Raw genomic sequence first — 23,036 nt, forward strand, 5'->3', positions numbered from 1 at the left:
CAACTGTATCCACCCGCCGACCTCGCACGACACCTGCTTCCGTACGACGGGCTCGGAGGAGACGCGGGGCGGCCTGCTCAGGCGTCGGGCACCCGCGGACCCTCCGGGTGCGCGTCGACGCGGGCCAGCGCCTCGTCGACGCTCCCGGAGACCGGCACCGTGATGCTCACCCCCGTCAGGTCCAGGACGCGCAGCACCGCCGGGGCCGGCGAGATGATGTGCACACTGCCCGGCAGATCGCGGGCCTCCTGGTAGACGCGCAGGATGATGTTCATGCCGGACGAGTCCATGAACGGGACCTCCGACAGATCCAGCAGGAAGTGCCTGCGGCCGTGGTGGAGTTGGTTGGCCAGGTGGTGCTGGAACTCGGTCGCCGTGTCGACGTCCAGGTAACCCTCCACCTTGAGCAGCGCGACATCCTCCCGCGGCAGCGTCACCTCGACGGACAGCGGGTTCTGGGCTATGGGCACGTGTACCTCCAACAACGCGGCGGCGCGGCGGGCCGTCGTGTGGCCCACCGCGCCGGGCGGATACCCCCGAATCCCGACTCCACACCTGCCGGCCGGGACCCCGGCTGCCCCCGGCTTCCGCGCGTCACCCGACCCGGATGCCCACCAGACACGTGTCGTCGTCCGTGTCCGACCTGCTGTAGGTGAGCAGCCGGTCCAGGTGCTGGTCCAGGGTGGTCGGCGTCGGGCGCACCGTGCTCAGCAGCTGGGCCAGCGCCTCCTCCACCGGGCGGTCGCGGCGCTCGATCAGCCCGTCGGTGTACATGAGCAGGGTGTCCCCGGCGGCCAGCTGCGCCTCGGCCTCCTCGTACGCCGCCTCCGCCACCGCCCCCAGCAGCATGCCCCTGACCATCGGCAGCGGCTCCGCCCCCGGGCCCCGGACGAGCACGGGCGGCAGATGGCCCGCCCTCGCCCAGCGCAGACTGCGCCGGGCCGGGTCGTACAGGCCGCACACCGCCGTGGCGGTGACGCCGCCCGTCAGGTGGTGCGCCACGATGTTGAGCCAGGACAGCAGCTGCCCCGGCCCCGCCCCGGTCACCGCGAGACCGCGCAGTGCGTTGCGCAGCACCACCATGCTGGTCGCCGCCTCTATCCCGTGCCCGGCGACGTCCCCCACGCACAGCAGCACGAGACCGCTCGGCAGCATCACCGCGTCGTACCAGTCGCCGCCGACCAACTGCTCCGTCTCCGCGGGCCGGTAGCGGACGGCCACCTGGAGGTCCGGCACCTGGAGGGGGGTCTGGGCGGGCGGCATGATGGCGTGCTGCAACTGAAGGGTGAGCCGGGCGCGCTCGACGGCCTGCTGCTCGGTGTGGGCCAGCTGGTCGCGGGTCGCGGCGAGCGCCACCTCCGTCCAGTGCTGGGCGGAGATGTCCTGGCAGGCCCCCCGCACCAGGAGCAGCCGGTCGTCGGTGTCCAGGACCGGCTCGGCCACCACGCGCACGTGCCGGGTCACCCCGTCGGGCCGCCGCAGCCGGAACGCCGCCGACGCCGGCCGCCGGTGGTGCAGCAGCGTGCGCAGGAACCGCCCGATGGCCACGGCGTCGTCCGGGTGGGCGTGGGCGGCCAGCTCCTCCAGCGGCACCGGCGTGCTCGTGTGCGGGCGCCCGTACAGGTCGAAGAGCTGCCCGTTCCAGGTGATCTCGCCGGTCAGCAGGTTCTCCTCGAAGCCGCCGATGCGGCCGAGCCGCTGGGCGTGCTGGAGGAGACTGGCCAGCCGGGCCGTCTCGTCCTCGATGCGCCAGATGAGCAGGACGGCGTTGCCGTGCCGGCTGACGCTGATGTCCGCGACCGCCGACAGCGGCACCTGGTCCACCAGGGCGGTCAGGTTCAGGTGCCGGGCCCGGAACGGCTCGCCGGTGGCGTACACCCGCTCCACGTTCTGGAACAGCTCGCTGTCCCCGGCGGCCATCGGGTACGCCTCGAGGAGCAGCGCGCCCCCCACGACGGCACGCGGCCGCCCGGCCGGGTCCATGAAGCGCTTGTTCACGTGCTGGATGCGGAAGTCCGCCAGATGGCCCGACGCGTCCAGGTGCGGCACCAGGACGAGGGCGGGGTCGTGCAGTCCGTCGGCCAGGTCCATCAGCTCCACCGCATCCGGCATGACCCGCGGCTCCTGCCCGGGGCCGCGCGGCGGCGTGTACGACTCCAGGGTGTGCGCGCACAGCTCCGCCAGCGCCTCCACCTGACGGACCACCTGGGGCGGCTGCGGGGGCAGCGGCGCCGGCCAGGCGATCTCCAGCACACCGTGGATGCGCCCCCCGGTACCGGCGGGCACGGCGACCCTGCCGCCGTCCGGGTACTGGTGCCGGCCCACACTGGGCAGCCCCGTTCCGGCGAGCGACGCGAACCACTGCCCCGACCGCTCGGTCAGTCCGCACCGGGCCACCGTCGCCACGTCCGGCGGCACGTAGCGCCAGCGGGCCGCCTCGGCGGGCGGGAACCCGGCGCTGCCCACCAGGGTGAGCGAACCGTCGTACCCGGCCGCCCAGATGGCCACCGCGACCGCGCCGAGCGGGCGCAGCGCCTGCTCGAGCAGCGCGTCGGCGACGGCCTGGGTGTCGTCCGCGGCCAGCGCGCCGCTCTCGGCGGCCCGCAGCCGTACGGCGGCCGACTCGGCCACCGTCTCCGCGGCCGCCCCGGCTCCCGCGGCGCCCCCGCCGTCCGTGTCCCGCGCACCCGCGGTGCGTACGGCGGCGGTGGCCGCGAGAAACGCCTCCGTCACCTCCGACACGCGGTCGCGGGCGGCCTGGTTGATGACGTCGACGGCGAACTCCAGCGGCGTCGCCTGGGACTGTTCGGCCAGTTCGGCGAGTTGCCGGGCGGCCTCGGCCGGACCACAGCCGAGCCGCGCGACCAGGACGCCCTTGGCCAGCTCGATCAGCGCCCGGCCCTCGGCCTCCGCCTGGGCGGCCCGCACCTCGCGGCTGAGCCGGTCGACCGTGGCCGCCAGCCTGCCCACGGGCGACAGCGGGGCCATGCCGACCGGGTCGGACACGTCCCGCCGGACCGCGCCGGCCGGATCGCCGGGCTGCTCGGGGGTGCTCATGCGGGCAGCCACCGTCGGACACAGGCGATGAGGTCCCGGGTGTCGACCGGCTTGGTGACGTAGTCGCTGGCGCCCGAGGCGAGACTCTTCTCCCGGTCGCCGGGCATCGCCTTCGCAGTCACCGCGATGATCGGCAGCTCGGCGTACCGCGGCATGCGGCGGATCTCGGCCGTCGCCGTGTAGCCGTCCATCTCCGGCATCATCACGTCCATCAGGACCAGCGCCACGTCCGGGTGGTCCACGAGCGTCTCGATGCCCCGGCGGCCGTTCTCCGCGTGCAGGACCCGGAACCCGTGCAGCTCCAGGATGCCGCTGAGCGCGAAGAGGTTGCGCGCGTCGTCGTCGACGACGAGGACCGTGCGTCCGGTGGGCGGATCCTGACCGGCCCGCGGGTCCGGGTTCGGCGGCTCGTCCGGCCGGACCAGGGACAGCACGTCCCCGGGCTCCTCGGCGGCCAGGTGCAGGGCGATGCGCTCGCGCAGTTCGTCGAGTCCGGCCAGGAACTCCAGGGTCCGGCCGGCCGAGCCCGAGCGCAGGTCCTCCTCCAGGGCGGCGTCCGCGCGGTGCCCGCTGTGCACGAGCACCGGCACGCTCGCCAGCGCCGAGTCGCCCCGCAGTGCGTCCAGGAAGCGGGACGCCTCGCCGTCCGGCATGCCCAGCTCCAGTACCACGCAGTGGCACGGCTCGGCCGCCAGCGCCCCGGCGGCCTCCTCGGCCCCCACCGCCGTGATCACGTCGAGCGGCGGCCGGTCGCCCGCGTCGTCGCGCCCGTGCGTCAGATCGGCGACGACGCTCTCCGCGACGAGGGTGAGCAGCCCGCGCGGACGCTCCTCCACGACGAGCAGGCGCCGCGGCCGCTGCCGGTGGCCGCCGGTCGGCTCGGGCACCGGCAGCGGACGGTCGAGCACGCCGGCGGACGCGTCGGCCGGGATCCGCTCCGGGCCGCGGGCCAGCAGGTCCTCGAAGTCCGGCCGGGCCACCGGCAGGTACAGCGTGAAGGTGCTGCCCCGGTCGGGCGTGCTGTCCACCGTGACGGCGCCGCCCAGCAGCTGGGCGATCTCCCGCGTGATGGACAGGCCGAGCCCGGTGCCGCCGTACTTGCGGCTCGTCGTGCCGTCCGCCTGCTGGAAGGCGCCGAAGATCGACTCCAGGTTCTGCTCTGGGATGCCGATGCCCGTGTCCTTCACCCGGAAGGCCACCACGGGCCCGCCCCGGACGACGCCCCTGGGCACCTCGTCGTCGGGCGCCGGCTCGACGGAGAGCGCCACGCCGCCGCGCTCGGTGAACTTCACCGCGTTGGACAGCAGGTTGCGCAGCACCTGACGCAGCCGGGAGTCGTCGGTCAGCAGGTCCGCCGGCGCCCCGGGAGCCGTCGCGACCGTGAACTCCAGGCCCTTCTGGCTGGTCATGGGCCGGAAGGTGGCCTCGACGTACTCGATGAGCCGGCCCAGGGGCACGCGCTCGGGGGAGACGTCCATCTTCCCCGCCTCGACCTTCGACAGGTCCAGGATGTCGTTGATCAGTTGCAGCAGGTCGGAGCCCGCCGAGTGGATGATGCCCGCGTACTCGACCTGCTTCGGGGTGAGGTTGCGCGAGGGGTTCTGGGCGAGCAACTGGGCCAGAATGAGCAGGCTGTTGAGCGGGGTGCGCAGCTCGTGGCTCATGTTGGCCAGGAACTCGGACTTGTACTTCGAGGCCAGCGACAGCTGCTGGGCGCGTGCCTCCAGCTCCTGCCGGGCCTGCTCGATCTGCAGGTTCTTCGCCTCGATGTCCCGGTTCTGCGCCGCCAGCAGGGACGCCTTGTCCTCCAGCTCGGCGTTGGAGTGCTGCAACTCCTCCTGCTGCGTCTGCAACTCCGCGGAGCGGGCCTGGAGCTCGCCGGTCAGGCGCTGCGACTCGGCGAGGAGTTCGTCGGTACGGGCGTTGGCCACGATCGTGTTGACGTTCACCCCGATGGTCTCCATCAGCAGTTCCAGGAAGTCCCGGTTGATCTGGCTGAACGGGACGACCGAGGCGAGCTCGATGACACCGAGGACCTGTCCCTCGACCACGATCGGCAGCAGCACCAGCGCGGCCGGCACCACCTCGCCGAGCCCCGAGGAAATGGTCAGGTAGCCCGGCGGCAGCTCGTTCACCATGATGGTGCGCCGGCTGCGCGCGGCCTGGCCGACGAGGGTGCGGCCGAAGGCGATGCGGGTGGGTCTGGCCGTGTCCTCCGGGTAGCCGTAGGAGCCGACGAGCCGCAGCTCGGGACCGTCGTCGCCGTCCTCGGCCAGGTAGAAGGCCCCGTACTGGGCCGACACCAGCGGCACCAGCTCGTCCATGATCAGCTCGGCGACGACGGGCAGGTCCCGGTGGCCCTGCATGAGGCTGGAGATGCGGGCGAGGTTGGTCTTGAGCCAGTCCTGCTCCTGGTTGGCCCGCGTGGTCTCGCGCAGGGACTCCACCATGGCGTTGATGTTGTCCTTGAGCTCGGCGACCTCGCCGGAGGCCTCCACGTTGACCGAGCGGGTCAGGTCGCCCTCGGCGACGGCGGAGGTGACCTCGGCGATCGCGCGGACCTGGCGGGTCAGGTTGCCGGCCAGCTCGTTGACGTTCTCCGTGAGCCGCTTCCAGGTGCCGGAGACGCCCTCCACCTCGGCCTGGCCGCCGAGTCGGCCCTCGGTGCCGACCTCGCGGGCCACCCGGGTGACCTCGTCGGCGAAGGCGGAGAGCTGGTCGACCATGGTGTTGATCGTCGTCTTGAGTTCGAGGATCTCGCCGCGCGCGTCGACGTCGATCTTCTTCGACAGGTCGCCGCGGGCCACCGCCGTCGTCACCAGGGCGATGTTGCGCACCTGGTTGGTGAGGTTGTTGGCCATCGAGTTGACGTTGTCGGTGAGGTCCTTCCAGGTGCCGGCGACGTTCGGCACGTGTGCCTGGCCGCCCAGGCGTCCGTCGGTGCCGACCTCGCGGGCGACGCGGGTGACCTCGTCGGCGAAGGCGGAGAGCGTGTCCACCATCGTGTTGATCACGTCGGCCAGCGCCGCGACCTCGCCCTCGGCGTCCACGGTGATCCGCTGCGAGAGGTCGCCCCGGGCCACGGCGGTGGCCACCTGGGCGATGGAGCGGACCTGGCCGGTCAGGTTGGACGCCATCACGTTGACGTTGTCGGTGAGGTCCTTCCAGGTGCCCGACACCCCGCGCACCCGGGCCTGCCCGCCCAGGTTGCCCGCCGTGCCGACCTCGCGGGCGACGCGGGTGACCTCGTCGGCGAAGGCGGAGAGCTGGTCGACCATGGTGTTGATGGTGTTCTTCAGTTCCAGGATCTCGCCGCGGGCGTCCACGGTGATCTTCTGGGAGAGGTCTCCCTCGGCCACGGCGGTGGCCACCTGGGCGACGTTGCGGACCTGGTTGGTCAGGTTGCCCGCCATGAAGTTCACCGAGTCGGTGAGGTCGCGCCACGTGCCCCGCACGCCCTGGACGTCGGCCTGGCCGCCGAGCCGCCCGTCGGTGCCGACCTCGCGGGCGACGCGGGTGACCTCGTCGGCGAAGGCGGAGAGCTGGTCGACCATGGTGTTGATGGTGTTCTTCAGCTCGAGGATCTCGCCCCGGGCGTCCACGTCGATCTTCTGCGAGAGGTCGCCCTTGGCGACCGCGGTGGCCACCTGGGCGATGTCACGGACCTGGGTGGTGAGATTGCCCGCCATGGCGTTGACCGAGTCCGTCAGGTCGGCCCAGGTGCCGGAGACCCCCGGCACCCTCGCCTGGCCGCCGAGCCGTCCGTCGGTGCCGACCTCGCGGGAGACGCGGGTGACCTCGGAGGTGAACACGGACAACTGGTCCACCATGCCGTTGAAGACCTTGGCGATGTCGCCCATCAGGCCGTCCGCGTCGTCCGGCAGACGGGTGCCGAAGTCGCCGTCCCGCACGGCCGTCAGGCCCGCCAGGAGACGGCGCAACTCCTGGTCGCCGGGAACCGCGTCGACGGATCCGGTGCTGTCGCTGGTCATGCCTGCCCTCGTTCCGCTCCCCGGGAGTCCTCGCGGCGAGGACTCACCACCCCCTCCGGACCGCTCGGGCGGTCCGGCCTTCCGTGCCCGCGTCCGCGCGGTTCACGGATTGCCCCCAGCAGAAAAATACGTCAGAGGCTAACCCAGGTGCCGGGTGCGGACAAAGCCACGTGCCACCCGGCGGAACGCGTACCCCCGCACGGGTCACGCCGAGTGGCCGCCGGGCCCGAATGCGGCGGCCCGGGCCGGGTATCAGCTGCTGTGGAGCCGGTCCGGCCCATCGCGTCCGCCCGGCTCCACGGTCGTCACCGACACGGGAGGGAAGGACGGCGTGCCGATGGAGAGCATCTGGTCGTACGCGGCGGACAGCGGTCACGAGGCGGGGGCGGACCTGACGGGCCTCACCGTCGTCGCCGGCGACGGCACCGTCGGGCACGTGGACCGGCAGGCCGAGCACTTCGGCATGCCGCACCTCGTCGTCGACACCGGCGTCTGGGTGTTCGGCCGCAGCGTCCTCGTGCCGGTCGGCGTGGTCCGGAGCATCGACGCCGGGGCCCGTACGGTCACGCTGAACTGCACCAGGGCCCAGGTCAAGGCCGCGCCCAGGTTCCGGACCGACAGCGAGACGATGGACCGGGACTACCTGGAGTCCGTCGGCGACTACTACCACCGGCTGCCGCCGCGGGAGAGCCCCGCGACCTGACCGGACCGAACGACAGCAAGCGGAAGCCGGGGAAACCACAGACATGCGACCAGCCGACCGGACCACCACGCCCCGTACGGCCGTCACGGCACCACCCGACCTCCCGCCTTTCGCCGTACCGGCGCCGGGCACCGGGGCCGGAGCGGCGGCCGCACGGGCGTACGCGGAGTCGGTGGCGCGCACGCGCTGGGGCGGGCCGGGCCGCGAGGTGCGCGAGGAGGACGTCGTCGACCTGCTGCTCGTGGTCTCGGAACTGGTGACCAACGCGATCCGGCACGGCGACGGACTGACCGGCTTCGAGGTCCGGCCCACGGACGAGGGACTGTGGATCGCCGTCCACGACAACAGCGCGGTGGTGCCCCGGGACGCCTACTCGTTTCCCACCACCCACCCCGGGGGCGGATACGGCTGGCCCCTCGTCGCCCGCCTCGCCCGGGACGTCGCCGTCGACCTGCGTCCGGGGGGCGGCAAGACGATCAGCGCGCTGGTACCCCTGCGCGCCGCGGCCGCCGGGTGACCGACGCGGTCACCAGGGCAGGAAGACGTGGATGTCCTTGCCCCGTTGCCCGGTGACGACGCTGACCTGGTCGGACAGGGTGTGGATCAGGTGCCAGCCGATGCCGCCGCCGCCCTTGCTGGGGCGGAACGGGCGCGGCGCGGGCTCCGTCGTACTGGTGTCGTGCATCACGACGTGCACGCCGTCGAAGGTGCGGCGCAGCCGCAGCTGGAACGGTCCCGGGGCGTACTGCACGGCGTTCGCCGCCAGCTCCGTGACGACGAGGAGTATGTCGTCCCAGTGCTCGGGTGCCGCGGGCGGCGCCGCCCGGGCGAGGTCGTAGAGGAACTCCTCCGCGACCAGCCGCGCACCGGTCACGTTGTGCAACTCCCCGGTGAAGCTGGCGGTGCGGTTCGTGATCTCCTCGGAAGCCAGTGTCCTGTCCCAACGCGACTCGGCTGCCATTGCGCCTTCCCGGCCCGGCACCGGCCGGGCGCCGTCCCTTCTGCTTCGCATTCCCTCCGTTGTAAGTTCCCGTGCCGGCCGAACCTAGTCGCGTCGGTGTCGCCCGGCCAGGGGTGGGACAGGCGCCGGATCAGCGGAGGAACACGTTCTCGGCGTCCTCCCAGCCGGCCGGTTCCCGAGACGGAGGCCGCTCCGGCCTGCGGTGCGAGCGCGCCTCGTACATCGCGTCGATCTCCAGGGAGTAGGTCCGTACGATCTCGTCCCGCCTCAGCTTCATCGACGGCGTGAGCAGTCCGCCCGCCACGTCGAACGGGTCGGGCAGGACCCGGAAGACCCTGATGGACTCCGAACGCGACACCGCGCTGTTGGCCGCGGCCACGGCCCGCGCGATCTCCTCCCCGAGCGCGTTCTCCTCGCGCGCCTCCCGGGCCGGGGCGTCGCCCGGCAGGGCCAGGGCCGCCCGCCAGTGCGCCAGGAACTCCGGGTCCAGCGTGATCAGCGCACCGACGCAGGGCCGTTTGTCGCCCACCACCACCGCCTGGTGGATCAGCGGGTGCATCCGCAGCCGCTGCTCCAGGGCGGCCGGGGCCACGCTCTTGCCGCCGCTGGTGATGATGACGTCCTTCTTGCGGCCGGTGATCGCCAGGTAGTTCTCGTCGTCCAGGTGCCCGAGGTCGCCGGTGGCCAGCCAGCCGCCGCGCATCACCCCGCGGGTGGCGGCCTCGTCCCCGATGTACCCCTGGAACAGCGACGGCCCGCGCACCAGGATCTCCCCGTCGTCGGCCACCCGGATCTCCATGCCGGGCAGCACCTGCCCCACGGTGCCCGACTTCTCCCGGCCCCAGGGCTGCATCGTCAGGCCGCCGCTGGTCTCCGTCAGACCGTAGCCGTCGTGCACGTAGACGCCGATGCCCTCGTAGAAGAGGGAGAGCTCGCGGCTGAGCGGCGAACCGCCGGACGTGGCCCGGCTCACCCGGCCGCCCAGCGCGTCGCGCAGCCGCCGGTAGACCGTCCGCTCGTACAGGGCGTGCTGGAGCCGCAGGTCGAGGCCGGGCCCGGCCCCCCTGCCGAGGCGCCGGCGCTCGAGTGCGGCGGCGAAGTCCCGAGCCGTGCCCGCGGCCCGCTCGAACAGGGCACCGCGCCCCGCCTGCTGGGCGGCGCGCAGGAAGTTCTTGTAGATCTTCTCCAGGACCGACGGCACGGCGTACAGATACGTCGGCCGGAACGAACACAGGGCGGAGGAGAGCGCCTCCCCGGTCATCGCCGGCTCGTGCGCCATGAGGAGCCCGCCCCGCACGCACAGGCTCTGGATCATCAGCCCGTACACGTGCGAGAAGGGGAGGAAGGCGAGGACCGCGCCCTGCTCTCCCGGCGGCGCCACCGTGTGGCCCCAGCCGGCGAGCAGGGTGTCGCAGGGCCCGGCCAGACCACGGTGGCTCAGCGCACAGCCCAGGGCGCGGCCGGAGGTGCCCGAGGTGTAGGCGACCACCGCGGTGGAGTCCGGCAGCACGATGCGGCGCATCGAGTCGACCGTGGCGAACGGAAGGAACGCACCGCGCTCCGCCAGCGTGTCCAGCGCGCCCGCGTCCAGCTGCCAGACGTGGCGCAGGGCGGGCAGCGACGCGCACACCGAGCCGACCGTCATCACGCTCTGCTCGTCCTCGACCAGCACGCCGACGCAGCCCGCGTCCCGCAGGATCCACTCGACCTGGTCGCGCGAGGAGGTCGGGTAGACCGGCACGACCTCGGCGCCCACCGTCCACAGGGCGTAGCTGAAGACCGTCCACTCGTACCGGGTGCGGGCCAGGATCGCCACCCGGTCGCCCGGCGAGATCCCGCTCGCGATCAGGCCCTTCGCCACGGCGACCACCTGGTCGCGGAACTCCTCGGCCGTCACCTGGTTCCAGTGGGCGGAGCCGGGGCCCCGGCGGCGGGCGAGCATCGGCAGGGCCGGCGTGCGGGCGGCCGTCTCGAAGAGGCTGTCGGCGAGTCCGCCGGTCAGCGGCGGGACGACCGGGGGAGCGAGAGCGGGGTCGCGCATGCGCCGGCTCCTGACGTGTACGGACGGTGACGTGGCCGACGGGTACCGTGGTCGGCGGTGCTCGGAGGCTAGCCCAGCCGCGGGCGACGGGGGGCCGGGACGGCAGAAGTGTTCTCACCCGGTGATCCGGCCGGATCTGGGGACCCGGGGGACATGACCTACGTGAACCCCGATCCCGACCCCCGGCTCAGCACCGGCCTGGAGCCCGGCGGCGGCGTGCCGCCCGGGGAGACCCCGCCGGCGGAGAGCAGCATGCCCGAGGCCGGCCCCCAGGACCTGCTCAGCAACCCTGCCAAGGGCTGGGCCAAGGGGCCGATGACGCTGATCCTCGCGGTCGTGCTGATCTTCGCGGCGGGTCTCCTGGGCTACGCCCTGGTCCTGATCTACTAATCGGTCCGCCTGCTGACCGGCCCGCTCTGCCGACCGCTCCACCGGACCCGACCGGTGATGTCTCAGACCGCCTGGGTCCGGCGCACGCACGCGGCGACGACCTCCCGCAGGCTGCCCGTGCGGTCCAGCAGTTCGCGCTGCACCCGGGCGCCGTTGCCGTGCCGCAACAGCTCGTCGACACCTTCGCGCACCCGCTCGAGGTCGCCCGCCGCCGCGAGGGCCTCCTCGGTGTGCTCCAGCAGAACCCGTACGACCGTCCCGGCGGGCATCCGCCGCATGGTCGCGGGGTGGAGCAGCTCACTCGCCAGTCCGGACCGGGCGGCCCGCCAGGCCGCGAGCCGGAGCAGGCTCACGCTGGTCCCGGCAGGTTCCGCCCCCTCGCGCCACTCCCGGGCCGCGGTGTCGACCAGCGCGCGGGCGAACGCGGCGAGGACGACGGCCGTCGAGGCGTCCAGGCACACGTCCGCGACCCGGAACTCGACCGTCGGGTACCGCTGGGAGAGCCGGATGTCGAAGTAGACCATCCCGTCGTCGAGGATCGTTCCGGTGGCGAGCATGTCCGCGACCCGGCGGTGGTAGCGCTCCGCCGAGCCGAACAGCTCCGTGGGACCGGCCGACGGCCAGCGCTGCCAGACCCGGCTGCGATAGCTGCTGTACGAGGAGTCGCGGCCCTGCCAGAACGGCGAGTTCGCGCTCAGCGCGGCCAGCACCGGCAGCCAGGGCCGCACCCGGTCGATCACCGCGACGCCCTCCTCGTCGGACTCGACCGAGACGTGCACGTGGCAGCCCAGGACCAGCTGCTCGTGGACCACGACGCCGTACTGCTCGGCCATCCACTCGTAGCGCCGGTTCACGCCGATGGAAGGAGTCACCGGCAGCGGTGACGTGGCGAGCGCGGCGACGGCGCACCCGATCCCCCCGGCGTGCCGCCCGGCCTCCTCACGGCACCGGACGATCTCCGCGTGCAGCCGCTCCATGTCCGCCTGCGGATGCGTGGCGAACTCGAGCATCTGCTCGTGCAGCTCCTTCTCGAACACGTCCTGCCCGGTGTCGTCCAGCGAGGCCCGGGCGAGCACGGCGGCGGACAGTGCCCGCGGCTCACCGGTCGCGGGATCGACCAGGAGGAGCTCCTCCTCCACTCCGACGGTGCGCACGTGATGCCGCCTTTCTGTGGGCCGGTGCCACCGACCGACTGCCCCGGGCAGCCGGTCGGACACCTGGTCGCCTCACAGCGCGTACGGCATCAGCCAGACCGTCGCCAGCGGAGGCAGCGTGATCCGGATGCTCCCGTCCTCCGGCTTGACCGGGTCCGGGTTGGCCACGCCGCTGCCGCCGTACTCCTCGGCGTCGGTGTTGAGCACCTCCTGCCAGGCGACGGCCTCGTCGCCGACGGCGAGCCCGTACGCGTGCCGGACGACCGGGGAGAAGTTGGACACCGCCAGCAGCGGAGTGCCGTCCGTGCCGTACCGCAGGAACGCGAAGACGTTGTCCTCGGCCGCGTCCACCGACACCCACCGGAATCCTGCCGGGTCGGTGTCGCGCTGCCACAGGGCCGGCGTGCGGGCGTAGCGGGTGTTGAGCTCACGGACCAGGTCCCGCACCCCGCGGTGGTCGCCCGCCGAGTGGTACCCCTCGTCAAGGAGCCACCACTCGGGGCCCTGCTTCTCCGACCACTCGGCGCCCTGCGCGAACTCCTGCCCCATGAACAGCAGCTGCTTGCCCGGGTGGGCCCACATGAAGCCCAGGTACGCCCGCACGTTCGCCCGCCGCTGCCACCAGTCGCCCGGCATCTTCGACACCAGCGCCTGCTTGCCGTGCACCACCTCGTCGTGGGAGATCGGCAGCACGTAGTTCTCGCTGTACGCGTACACCATCGAGAACGTCATCTCGTGGTGGTGGTACTTGCGGTGCACCGGCTCGTGGGCGGCGTACTCCAGCGAGTCGTGCATCCAGCCCATGTTCCACTTCAGGCCGAAGCCGAGCCCGCCGGTGTCGGTCGGCCGGGTCACCCCGCCCCACGCGGTCGACTCCTCGGCGATGGTCACCACGCCGGGGCAGCGCCGGTAGACGGTCGCGTTCATCTCCTGGAGGAACCCCATCGCCGCCAGGTCCTCCCGGCCGCCGTACTGGTTGGGCTCCCACTGGCCGGAGTCGCGCGAGTAGTCCAGGTACAGCATCGAGGCGACGGCGTCCACCCGCAGCCCGTCGATGTGGAACTCCTCGCACCAGTACACGGCGTTGGCGACCAGGAAGTTGCGCACCTCGGTGCGCGCGAAGTCGAAGGTGTACGTCCCCCAGTCCGGGTGGGTCGCGCGCCGCTCGTCGCCGGGCTCGTACAGCGGGTCCCCGTCGAAGCGGCCCAGCGCCCAGTCGTCCTTGGGGAAGTGCGCCGGCACCCAGTCCATGATCACGCCGATCCCGGCCCGGTGCAGCGCGTCGACCAGGAAGCGGAAGTCGTCCGGCGAGCCGAGGCGCGCGGTCGGCGCGTAGAAGCCGGTGACCTGGTACCCCCAGGACGGTCCGTAGGGGTGCTCGGCGACCGGCATCAGCTCGACGTGGGTGAAGCCCAGGTCCTTCACGTACGCGGGCAGCTCCTCGGCCAGCTCGCGGTAGGTCAGGCCCGGCCGCCAGGACGGCAGGTGCACCTCGTACACCGAGAACGGCGCCTCGTGCACAGGAGTGTCGGCCCGGGTCCGCATCCATTCCGCGTCGTCCCACTCGTAGCGCGATGCGGTCACCACGGACGCGGTGTTCGGCGGCTCCTCGGCCGCGCGGGCCATCGGGTCGGCCTTCAGGAACCGGTGCCCGTACCGCGAGTGGATCTCGAACTTGTACCGGGTGCCCTCGCCGACGCCCGGCAGGAACAGCTCCCACACCCCGGACGAACCCAGCGAACGCATCGGGAAGGCGGTGCCGTCCCAGTGCGTGAAGTCGGTGGCGACCCGCACCCCCTGGGCGTTCGGCGCCCACACCGTGAACCGGGTGCCGGTGACGCCCTCGTGGGTCATCGGCTCCGCGCCGAGGGCCTGCCACAGCTGCTCGTGCCGCCCCTCGGCGATCAGGTGCAGGTCCAGCTCGCCGAGAGCGGGCAGGAAGCGGTACGGATCGTGTGTCTCCTGCGCCTCGCCCTGCTCGTACGCCACCACCAGGGTGTACGCGGGAACCTGGGCCAGCGGCAGGACGGCGGAGAACAGGCCGTCCCCCTCCGACACCAGGGCGTGGGGCTCGCCGTCCACGACCACGCCCACCTCGCGGGCGAAGGGGCGCAGCGCCCGGAAGGCGACCCCGCCGGGCACCGGATGGGCACCGAGCAGGGAGTGCGGGTCGTGGTGGGCGCCCGCCAGCAGGCGCCCGCGGTCGGTGTCGTCCAGCGGCGGCGCGGTCGCGTACGCACCGGGTGCGTACGGGGCCGGGGCGGACGGCTCGGGGATCGAGGTGTCGCGGAGGGCCACGGGTCAGTCTCCTCTCACGGCGAGTCGTTCGATCGCCGCCATGGGTACGGGAAGCCAGTCGGGACGGTGCCGGGCCTCGTACAGCACCTCGTACACCGCGCGGTCCGTCTCGTAGGCGCGCAGCAGGCCGTGCTTCTTGCGGGGGTCCCACCCGGCGCGGGCGGCATAGCCCGCGCAGAACGCCTCCCGGCAGCGGCGCGCCCACTCCGGGCGCCACGGGCGGCGCTGCCGGGCGGCGTAGTCGAAGGAGCGCAGCATCCCCGCGATGTCGCGGACGGGGGAGTGGGCGCTGCGCCGCTCGGCCAGCGGGCGCGAGGGTTCGCCCTCGAAGTCGATGACGAACCAGTCCCGGCCGGCCCGGAGCACCTGACCGAGGTGCAGGTCGCCGTGGATGCGCTGGGCGGGCGGCCCCGAGTCGCAGGTGGATAGCGCCGCGAAGGCGGCCCGCAGACCCGGGACGAAGGGCTGCAGCGCGGGCACGCAGTGCGCGGCCGAGGTGAGGCGCTCGGTCATCGCCGCCGCGGTGCGGCCGTTCTCGCCGGGGGCGCCGACCGGGAAGGCGGAGGCCAGCGCGAGGTGCACGTCGCCCATCGCCCGTCCCAGCTCGTGCGCCTGCACGGTGAACTCGTCCCCGGCGGCGAGCGCGTTCAGGGCGAGGGTCCAGCCGTCGGAGGCCCCCGGCAGGAACGGCTGGAGCACGCCCAGCGTCGCCCCGTACGGATGGGTCGTGCGCATCCACGCCACCGGTGCGGGGACCCGCCCGCAGCCCTGCCGGGCCAGCGCGTCCGGCACCTCCAGGTCGGGGTTGACCCCGGGCTGGACGCGCCGGAAGAGCTTCAGGATGAACTCGTCGCCGTAGATCAGCGAGGAGTTGGACTGCTCGGCGTCCAGCAGCCGCGGTGCGAGACCCCCGGGCACCGGGCGGGCGGGGTCGGCCTCGAAGCGCAGCGGTCCCGCCTTGCCGGGATGCCGCAGCCGTTCCAGGAGCAGCTGGGCGGTGCGCGGGTCGTGCAGCGCGTCGTAGACCGTCCGCCCGGCCAGCGGACCGTCCTGCACCTGCCCGATGATCGCCCGGCCCAGGCGCGGTGACGGCTGCTCGCGCACGCCGAGCAGCAGCTGGTAGCAGTCCCCGGCCTGCGGGGCGCCGCCCGGGGAGGGCACGGAGCCCTGTCCGGTGTGCACCAGGAGGTGCAGACAGCCGGGGAACAGCTCGGTCATCGACAGCAGACCCAGCTCGGCCACGGGCCGGTCCTTGCCCGCGAACCAGCGCTGGCGCGGCAGCCACTGGCGCAGCAACTCGCCGAGCGACGCCATCGGCTCGGCGAGCTGCCCGCGTCTGGGGCGCAGGGGTGCGGTCTTCGGCATGGTGACGCGTCCTTTCCTCGGCCCACGCTCAAGCGCGGCGGCCGATGCGGGATGCGACTCGGGTGAGCCGGAACCAGTAGAAGCCGTGGCCCCCGAGGGTCAGCAGGTACGGCAGTTCACCGATGGCGGGGAAGCGGACCCCGCCGAACAGCTCGACCGGATGGCGTCCGGCGAACTCGCGCAGGTCCAGCTCGGTGGGCTGGGCGAACCGCGCGAAGTTGTTCACGCACAGCACCAGGTCGTCCTCGTACTCCCGCAGGAAGGCCAGGACGGCGGGGTTCGAAGAGGGCAGCTCGGTGTAGGTGCCGAGGCCGAAGGCGGGGTTCTGCTTGCGGATCTCGATCATGCGGCGGGTCCAGTGCAGCAGGGACGAGGGCGAGGCCATGGACGCCTCGACGTTCGTCACCTGGTAGCCGTAGACCGGGTCCATGATCGTGGGCAGGTACAGACGCCCCGGGTCACAGGTGGAGAAGCCGGCGTTGCGGTCCGGGGTCCACTGCATGGGGGTGCGCACGGCGTCGCGGTCGCCGAGCCAGATGTTGTCGCCCATGCCGATCTCGTCGCCGTAGTAGAGGATCGGTGATCCGGGGAGGGCGAGGAGCAGCGCGGTGAACAGCTCGATCTGGTCGCGGTCGTTGTCCAGCAGGGTGGCGAGCCTGCGGCGGATGCCGATGTTGGCGCGCATCCGCGGGTCCTTGGCGTACTCCGCGTACATGTAGTCGCGCTCTTCGTCGGTGACCATTTCCAGGGTCAGCTCGTCGTGGTTGCGCAGGAAGATGCCCCACTGGCAGCCGGACGGGATGGCCGGGGTCTTGGCGAGGATTTCCGAGACCGGGTAGCGGGACTCCCTTCTGACCGCCATGAAGATGCGGGGCATGACCGGGAAGTGGAAGGCCATGTGGCACTCGTCGCCGCCGACGGCGTAGTCGCCGAAGTAGTCGACGACGTCCTCCGGCCACTGGTTGGCCTCGGCCAGCAGCACGGTGTCCGGGTACTGCGCGTCGATCTCGCGGCGCACCCGCTTGAGGAAGGCGTGCGAGGCGGGCAGGTTCTCGCAGTTGGTGCCCTCCTCGGCGTACAGGTAGGGCACCGCGTCGAGACGGTAGCCGTCCACGCCCAGGTCCAGCCAGAACTTCAGGGCGGCCAGCATCTCCTCCTGCACGGCCGGGTTCTCGTAGTTGAGGTCCGGCTGGTGGGAGAAGAAGCGATGCCAGTAGTACTGGCCGCGCACCGGGTCGTAGGTCCAGTTGGAGGCCTCGGTGTCGACGAAGATGATGCGGGCGTCCGCGTACCGGGTGTCGTCGTCGGCCCAGACGTAGTAGTCGCCGTACGGACCGTCCGGGTTCTTGCGGGACTCCTGGAACCACGGGTGCTGGTCGCTGGTGTGGTTCATGACGAAGTCGATGATCACGCGGATGCCGCGCTGGTGCGCTGCGTCGATGAAGGCGACGAAGTCGGCGAGGTCGCCGAACTCGGGCAGGACGGCGGTGTAGTCGGAGACGTCGTAACCGCCGTCGCGCAGCGGTGACTTGAAGAAGGGCGGGAGCCAGAGGCAGTCCACGCCCAGCCATTGCAGGTAGTCCAGTTTGGCGGTCAGGCCCTTGAGGTCGCCGACGCCGTCGCCGTTGCTGTCCTGGAAGGAGCGGACGAGGACCTCGTAGAAGACGGCTCGTTTGAACCAGTCCGGGTGCCGGTCCCCCGCGGGGGTGTCCTCGAAGGTGTCCGGCACGGGCTCGTTGACGGTCATGAGGCTCCTGCCCCTCCGTTCTGCGGCGTGCCGGCGGACGGCCGCCGGACGTGGAAGACGTGGGCGGGAGCCCGGCCGGGTTCGAGCCGCACGTAGTTCGTCCGGCCCCAGTGGTAGGTCCGATCCGTGAGTTCGTCGTGGACCGGCACGGACGCGTGCCGGTCCAGGCCGAGCTGCGGCATGTCGAGCGAGATCGTGGCCTCCTGGGTGCGATGCGGATCGAGGTTGACGACCACCAGCACGACATCGGACCCGGCGCGCTTGCTGTACGCGATGAGCGCGTCGTTGTCGGTGTGGTGGAAGTGGAGGTTCCGCAGCCGGTGCAGCGCGGGATGGGCGCGCCGGATGGTGTTGAGCCGGGTGACGAGGGGGGCGATGGTGGTGCCCTCGCGGTCGGCGGTGGCCCAGTCACGGGGTTTGAGCTGGTATTTCTCGCTGTCGTGGTATTCCTCGCTGCCCTGGCGCAGGGGGGTGTTCTCGCAGAGTTCGTAGCCGCTGTAGATGCCCCAGGTGGGGGAGAGGGTGGCGGCGAGGACGGCGCGGGCCTCGAAGGCGGGGCGGCCGCCGTGCTGGAGGTAGGCGTGGAGGATGTCGGGGGTGTTGGCGAAGAGGTTGGGCCGCATGTAGGAGGCGGCGTCCCCCGTGAGTTCGGTGAGGTACTCCGTCAGTTCCTGCTTGGTGTTGCGCCAGGTGAAGTAGGTGTAGGACTGCTGGAAGCCGATCTGGGCGAGGGCCGCCATCATCGCGGGGCGGGTGAAGGCCTCGGCCAGGAAGATGACGTCGGGGTCGGTGCCGTTGATGTCGGCGATGACGCGTTCCCAGAAGGCGACGGGTTTGGTGTGGGGGTTGTCGACGCGGAAGATCCGCACCCCGTGGTCCATCCAGTGGCGCAGGATCCGCACGGTTTCCGCGTGGAGGCCGTCGGGGTCGGTGTCGAAGGCGAGGGGGTAGATGTCCTGGTACTTCTTGGGCGGGTTCTCCGCGTAGGCGATGGTGCCGTCGGGGCGGTGGTGGAACCAGTCGGGGTGTTTGTGGACCCAGGGGTGGTCGGGGGAGCACTGGAGGGCGAGGTCGAGGGCGATCTCCAGGCCGTGGCGGGTGGCTTCGGTGACGAAGTGGTCGAAGTCGTCGAGGGTGCCCAGGGCGGGGTGGATGCTGTCGTGGCCGCCTTCGGGGGAGCCGATGGCCCAGGGGACGCCGACGTCGTCGGGAGTGGCGTCGAGGGTGTTGTTGCGGCCCTTGCGGTGGGTGGTTCCGATGGGGTGGACCGGGGGGAGGTAGACGACGTCGAAGCCCATGGCGGCGATCGCGGGCAGGCGCCGGGCGGCGGTGCGGAAGGTGCCGTGGGGCCGGTCGGGGGTGCCCTCGGAGCGGGGGAAGAACTCGTACCAGGCGCCGTACAGGGCGCGTTCCCGCTCGACGAGCAGGGGCAGTGGCTCGGAGGAGGTGACCAGGTCCCGCAGGGGATGCCGGGCCAGGACCGCGTCCACCTCCGGCGTCAACGCCGCCGCCAGCCGGGTGGCCACCGGCAGGGTGTCGTCGAGCAGGGTCCCGGCCGCGGCCAGCAGCACCGACCGCCCGGAGTCCGCCGGCGCCCCCGCGGCGGCCCGCCGGTACAGCTCGGCCCCCTCCTCCAGGACGAGGCCGGTGTCGATGCCGGCCGGGACCTTGATCCGCGCCGCGTGCCGCCAGGTGGCGACGGGGTCGCTCCACGCCTCCACCCGGTACGTCCAGTTGCCCGGTGCTCCCGGCGTGACCTCGGCGCCCCAGCGGTCGGTGCCCGGGGCCAGCTCCCGCATCGGCGTCCACGGCCCCGGCCGGCCCTCGGGATCCTTCAGCACGACGTTGGCGGCCACCGCGTCGTGCCCCTCCCGGAACACGGTCGCGGTGACCTCGAACGTCTCTCCCGTCACCGCCTTCGCCGGGCGCCTGCCGTTCTCCACCACCGGGTGGACGTCCCGGACCGGGATACGTCCGATCCCCACGGGCGCACTCATCCGCATCTCACCTCCGCCATGCTCGGGGCCGGGCGCGGGCCCGGCCGACTGGGTTGGGCCGATCGGTTCAGGCCGCGCCCGAGGGGGTCCCGTGCCCCGCCGGGGAGAGCCGCTCCGTCCGCTCCGTCCGCTCCTGCGCGTGGGTGAGCAGGTTCGTCCGCAGATACCTTTCTGCGGCGTCCGCGGCCTCGCGCGCGCACCGCTTCCCCATCAGCACGCAGAGGGTGTATCCGGAGTCCTCGAAGGTGGTCCGGACGGTGACGTCCGTGGGGGACGCCAGCATCGAGCGTTCCCAGGCGCGGTAATGCCGCAGCTGCCGGGCGACTTCGCTTTTCGCGGGGAGCAGCATGGCCGGTCACCTTCCGGACGGTCCGGTGGTACGGACGATCGGGTTCTGGACGAACGATCGATGCTGAGGGCGCGATCGAGTTCTTCACACATGGTGCACGGATGGTGACACCCCGTCTTGTTGGATCTTCAACTGCTTTCCCGGTGTCCGCTCCGCCCCGATCCCGGCCCCGAGCTGTTCGTGTTGCACGAATGGACTACCGCTCCCACTCTGGAGTGACTCAGAAGCGATCAGCGCTCACGCTTCGTGATCGGGGAGCCCGTCCCCCAAGGGACGCGGAGGAGCGAGAGTCCTCGCGGTGAGGAGCCACGACGATGAAGACCGCAGTGCCCTGCTACTACCACCTCGACGTGGAAGTGAGCCCGGAACGGGTCGGACAGGTCAGGCGCATCCTGGCCGCTCACCTCCGGTTCTGGAACCTGGAGAACCTCGTCGAACCCGTCTGCTCGGGCGCCGAGATGCTGCTGCTGGCGATAGACGAGCACGCGAGCGACAAGAACACGTCGATCGAGATGTGGTGGAACCACCAGCACCTCATCACGGCCGTAGGGGGCAACGACCAGGCGCTCCGTCCCGACCTGGACCTGCGCACCTGTCTGCAGCACCTCGCGGCCAACAGCGACGGCTGGGGCTGCTGCGCCACCGACACCGGCGCCAAGGTCATCTGGTTCTCGCGCCGCGCCCGCGCCGGCGAACGCGTTCCGCTGGTCGCGACGGATCCCGAGCCGATCACCCAGGAGGGGCTGGAAGTGCCGCGAGAGATCATGCCGGTGGCCCGGGTGGCCGGCCGGGCCCGTACGCCCGACGGCATCCTGGAGGAGGCCCGGTGACCCGGGCCAGGCCGAACTGGAAGGGGTCGCCCGTGTGGAGCGGGCACCCCTACCCCCTGGGGGCGTCGTACGACGGACAGGGCACCAACTTCGCCCTGTTCAGCGAGGTCGCCGAGCGGGTCGACCTCGTGCTCGTCGACGACGACGGCAACCACAGCACCGTCCCGCTGCCCGACGTCGACGGCTTCGTGTGGCACTGCTACCTGCCCGGCGTCGGCCCGGGGCAGCGCTACGGCTACCGGGTCCACGGCCCGTGGGACCCGGCCGTCGGCCACCGCTGCAACCCGGCGAAGCTGCTCCTCGACCCGTACACCCGGGCCGTGGACGGGCTGGTGGACAACCACGCCTCCCTCTTCGAACGGGCCAAGGGCAAGGCCGACCCCGGCGACAGCGCCGGGCACACCATGCTGGGCGTGGTCACCGACCCCTTCTTCGACTGGGGCGACGACCGACCGCCCAGGCGCCCGTACTCCGAGAGCGTCATCTACGAGGCCCACGTCCGCGGACTCAGCCGCACCCACCCCGACGTGCCGGACGAACTGCGCGGCACCTACGCGGGTCTCGCGCACCCGGCGGTCGTGGAGCACCTCACCTCGCTCGGCGTGACCGCCGTGGAGCTGATGCCGGTGCACCAGTTCGTCCACGACGGAGTGCTCCTGGACCGCGGTCTGTCCAACTACTGGGGCTACAACACCATCGGCTTCTTCGCGCCCCACAACGGCTACGCCGCCCTCGGCACCCGCGGCCAGCAGGTCAGCGAGTTCAAGTCGATGGTCAAGACCCTGCACGAGGCCGGCCTCGAAGTGATCCTCGACGTGGTCTACAACCACACCGCCGAGGGCAACGAGCGGGGCCCCACCCTCTCCTTCCGCGGCATCGACAACGCCTCCTACTACCGTCTGGTGGACGGGGACTGGCAGCACTACTACGACACCACCGGCACCGGCAACAGCCTGCTGATGCGCCACCCCTACGTGCTCCAGCTCATCATGGACTCGCTGCGCTACTGGGTCACCGAGATGCACGTCGACGGCTTCCGCTTCGACCTCGCGGCCACTTTGGCCCGGCAGTTCCACGAGGTGGACCGGCTCTCCGCGTTCTTCGACCTCATCCAGCAGGACCCGGTGATCAGCCGCGTCAAGCTGATCGCCGAGCCCTGGGACGTCGGCGAGGGCGGCTACCAGGTGGGCAACTTCCCGCAGCTGTGGTCGGAGTGGAACGGCAAGTACCGCGACGCCGTACGGGACTTCTGGCGCGCCGAGGAGCACACGCTCGGCGAGTTCGCCTCCCGGCTGACCGGCTCCTCCGACCTGTACCAGCACAGCCGCCGCCGCCCCCGCGCCAGCGTCAACTTCGTCACCGCGCACGACGGGTTCACGCTGCGCGACCTCGTCTCGTACAACGACAAGCACAACGAGGCCAACGGTGAGGGCAACGCGGACGGCGAGAGCCACAACCGGTCCTGGAACTGCGGCGCGGAGGGCGAGACCAAGGACCCGGCCGTACGGGAGCTGCGCGGCCGCCTGCAGCGCAACTTCCTGGCCACCCTGCTGCTCTCCCAGGGCATCCCGATGCTCTGCCACGGCGACGAACTGGGCCGCACCCAGCGCGGCAACAACAACGCCTACTGCCAGGACAACGAGATCTCCTGGATCGACTGGCGGCTCGGCGACGAGCAGCGCGCGCTGCTGGACTTCGCCCGGCGCCTGATCGCCCTGCGCGCCGACCACCCGGTGCTGCGCCGGCGCCGCTTCTTCCGCGGCGAGACCCTCACCCACGCCGACCAGCCGCTGCCCGACCTGGTGTGGCTGCTGCCCGACGCGCGGGAGATGACCGACGACGACTGGCAGCGCTCCGACGCGCACACCGTCGGCGTGTTCCTCAACGGCGACGCCATCGCCGAACCCGACCCCCGGGGCCGGGCCGTCGTCGACGACTCCTTCCTGCTGCTGCTCAACAGCCACTGGGAGCCGGCCCACTTCCGGCTGCCCGACGCCACCTACGGCGAACGCTGGGCGACCCTCGTCGACACCGCCGACCCGGAGGGCGTCCCCGACGAGGCCGAGTACAAGGCGGGCACCCGGCTGACCGTCGAACAGCGCAGCCTGGTGCTGCTCTCCCGGCCGTCCCGCACCGGCCGGTGAGCCCGTGA

General features: G+C 72.1%; 16 protein-coding genes. 5 read left to right on the forward strand and 11 right to left on the reverse strand.

All coding sequences use genetic code 11. The features are described 5' to 3' along the window. Positions 1-77: 77 nt before the first annotated feature. The 3 genes from OHA99_RS34090 to OHA99_RS34100 form a co-directional block, all read right to left on the reverse strand. Entirely contained in the window at positions 78-470 is a 393-nt protein-coding gene (locus OHA99_RS34090; RefSeq protein ID WP_007446567.1) for an STAS domain-containing protein, read from the reverse strand. Between the two features lie 124 nt (positions 471-594). Beyond that, positions 595-3,057 (reverse strand): SpoIIE family protein phosphatase, encoded by a 2,463-nt coding sequence (locus OHA99_RS34095; protein WP_366473258.1) that lies wholly within the window; start codon positions 3,055-3,057, stop codon positions 595-597. Beyond that, on the reverse strand, positions 3,054-7,049 hold the full coding sequence (locus OHA99_RS34100; RefSeq protein WP_153181281.1) for a HAMP domain-containing protein: 3,996 nt from the start codon (positions 7,047-7,049) through the stop codon (positions 3,054-3,056). Before OHA99_RS34100 ends, OHA99_RS34095 begins: the two co-directional genes overlap by 4 nt. Positions 7,050-7,380: 331 nt before the next feature. Between OHA99_RS34100 and OHA99_RS34105 the strand changes: the two genes are divergently transcribed. Together OHA99_RS34105 and OHA99_RS34110 are read left to right on the forward strand one after the other, a co-directional pair. Next, entirely contained in the window at positions 7,381-7,752 is a 372-nt protein-coding gene (locus OHA99_RS34105) for a PRC-barrel domain-containing protein (RefSeq protein ID WP_153181282.1), read from the forward strand. Between the two features lie 43 nt (positions 7,753-7,795). Then, positions 7,796-8,269, forward strand: coding sequence for an ATP-binding protein (locus OHA99_RS34110; RefSeq protein ID WP_153181283.1), 474 nt, complete (start codon positions 7,796-7,798; stop codon positions 8,267-8,269). 9 nt (positions 8,270-8,278) lie between these two features. Here the strand turns inward: OHA99_RS34110 and OHA99_RS34115 are convergent, their stop codons facing one another. Next, the gene (locus tag OHA99_RS34115; RefSeq protein ID WP_153181284.1) at positions 8,279-8,713 is read right to left on the reverse strand and encodes an ATP-binding protein; all 435 of its coding nucleotides are present in this window, start codon (positions 8,711-8,713) and stop codon (positions 8,279-8,281) included. Between the two features lie 130 nt (positions 8,714-8,843). Beyond that, positions 8,844-10,754, reverse strand: coding sequence for an AMP-dependent synthetase/ligase (locus OHA99_RS34120; RefSeq protein ID WP_405698662.1), 1,911 nt, complete (start codon positions 10,752-10,754; stop codon positions 8,844-8,846). Positions 10,755-10,907: 153 nt separating this feature from the next. Between OHA99_RS34120 and OHA99_RS34125 the strand changes: the two genes are divergently transcribed. Then, positions 10,908-11,144 (forward strand): DUF6480 family protein, encoded by a 237-nt coding sequence (locus tag OHA99_RS34125; protein ID WP_007446583.1) that lies wholly within the window; start codon positions 10,908-10,910, stop codon positions 11,142-11,144. 62 nt (positions 11,145-11,206) lie between these two features. On the opposite strand, the gene OHA99_RS34130 is transcribed toward OHA99_RS34125, so the two are convergent. The 6 genes from OHA99_RS34130 to OHA99_RS34155 all read right to left on the reverse strand — a co-directional run bounded on the left by OHA99_RS34130 (position 11,207) and on the right by OHA99_RS34155 (position 20,054). Further along, positions 11,207-12,298: a glutamate--cysteine ligase gene (locus OHA99_RS34130; protein WP_153181286.1), complete on the reverse strand. Its 1,092-nt coding sequence runs from the start codon at positions 12,296-12,298 to the stop codon at positions 11,207-11,209. Between the two features lie 72 nt (positions 12,299-12,370). Then, positions 12,371-14,596, reverse strand: coding sequence for a 1,4-alpha-glucan branching enzyme (gene glgB, locus OHA99_RS34135; protein WP_366473256.1), 2,226 nt, complete (start codon positions 14,594-14,596; stop codon positions 12,371-12,373). Positions 14,597-14,599: 3 nt separating this feature from the next. Then, a complete protein-coding gene (locus OHA99_RS34140; protein ID WP_366473255.1) occupies positions 14,600-15,961 on the reverse strand; it encodes a maltokinase N-terminal cap-like domain-containing protein in 1,362 nt (453 codons plus the stop codon). 28 nt (positions 15,962-15,989) lie between these two features. Then, the gene (gene treS / locus OHA99_RS34145; RefSeq protein ID WP_007388064.1) at positions 15,990-17,708 is read right to left on the reverse strand and encodes a maltose alpha-D-glucosyltransferase; all 1,719 of its coding nucleotides are present in this window, start codon (positions 17,706-17,708) and stop codon (positions 15,990-15,992) included. Further along, positions 17,705-19,711, reverse strand: coding sequence for an alpha-1,4-glucan--maltose-1-phosphate maltosyltransferase (locus tag OHA99_RS34150; RefSeq protein WP_405698663.1), 2,007 nt, complete (start codon positions 19,709-19,711; stop codon positions 17,705-17,707). The genes treS and OHA99_RS34150 overlap by 4 nt, the downstream gene beginning before the upstream one ends. Before the next feature lie 61 nt (positions 19,712-19,772). Further along, on the reverse strand, positions 19,773-20,054 hold the full coding sequence (locus tag OHA99_RS34155) for a DUF5133 domain-containing protein (RefSeq protein WP_153181290.1): 282 nt from the start codon (positions 20,052-20,054) through the stop codon (positions 19,773-19,775). A 314-nt stretch (positions 20,055-20,368) separates the two neighbouring features. On the opposite strand from OHA99_RS34155, the gene OHA99_RS34160 reads away from it, so the two are divergent. Both OHA99_RS34160 and glgX read left to right on the forward strand, forming a co-directional pair. Beyond that, positions 20,369-20,884: a pep a2 gene (locus OHA99_RS34160; protein WP_087792384.1), complete on the forward strand. Its 516-nt coding sequence runs from the start codon at positions 20,369-20,371 to the stop codon at positions 20,882-20,884. After that, positions 20,881-23,028, forward strand: a complete 2,148-nt coding sequence (glgX, locus tag OHA99_RS34165) for a glycogen debranching protein GlgX (RefSeq protein ID WP_405698665.1) — start codon at positions 20,881-20,883, stop codon at positions 23,026-23,028. The genes OHA99_RS34160 and glgX overlap by 4 nt, the downstream gene beginning before the upstream one ends. Positions 23,029-23,036: the final 8 nt, after the last annotated feature.

The organism is Streptomyces coelicoflavus (genome assembly GCF_045041415.1).
In the GTDB taxonomy this organism is placed as follows: Bacteria; Actinomycetota; Actinomycetes; order Streptomycetales; family Streptomycetaceae; genus Streptomyces; species Streptomyces coelicoflavus.